The following is a 254-nucleotide window of genomic DNA, read 5'->3' on the forward strand; positions in this document are numbered from 1 at the left end:
GTGCTGGATGACCGCGCCAGCGCGGCGGCCTATTCGGCCTACCTGAACGTGCTGGGCCGCCTGGGAGACGCCACGGGCTATCCGGCCATCGGCGTGACCGTGACGCGGGCGCAGCAGGCCGGCGCGCAGGCCGGCAAGGACCTGCTGGTGATCGCGGGCGACACCGCCAATCCGCTGCTCAAGACCTGGGCCCCCCACATCCCGGGCAGCTACGAGTCGGGCGCGCACTTCGGCCTGTCGGACCTGATCTACCG

General features: G+C 72.0%; 1 protein-coding gene. It reads left to right on the top strand.

Annotated elements, in window-relative coordinates:
- The coding region (locus SB751_RS33070) for a cellulose biosynthesis cyclic di-GMP-binding regulatory protein BcsB (protein ID WP_410749381.1) at positions 1 to 254 on the top strand (254 nt) is incomplete at both ends.

Origin of the sequence: Cupriavidus sp. SIMBA_020, assembly GCF_046535395.1 — a bacterium.
Classification (GTDB): domain Bacteria; phylum Pseudomonadota; class Gammaproteobacteria; order Burkholderiales; family Burkholderiaceae; genus Cupriavidus; species Cupriavidus campinensis.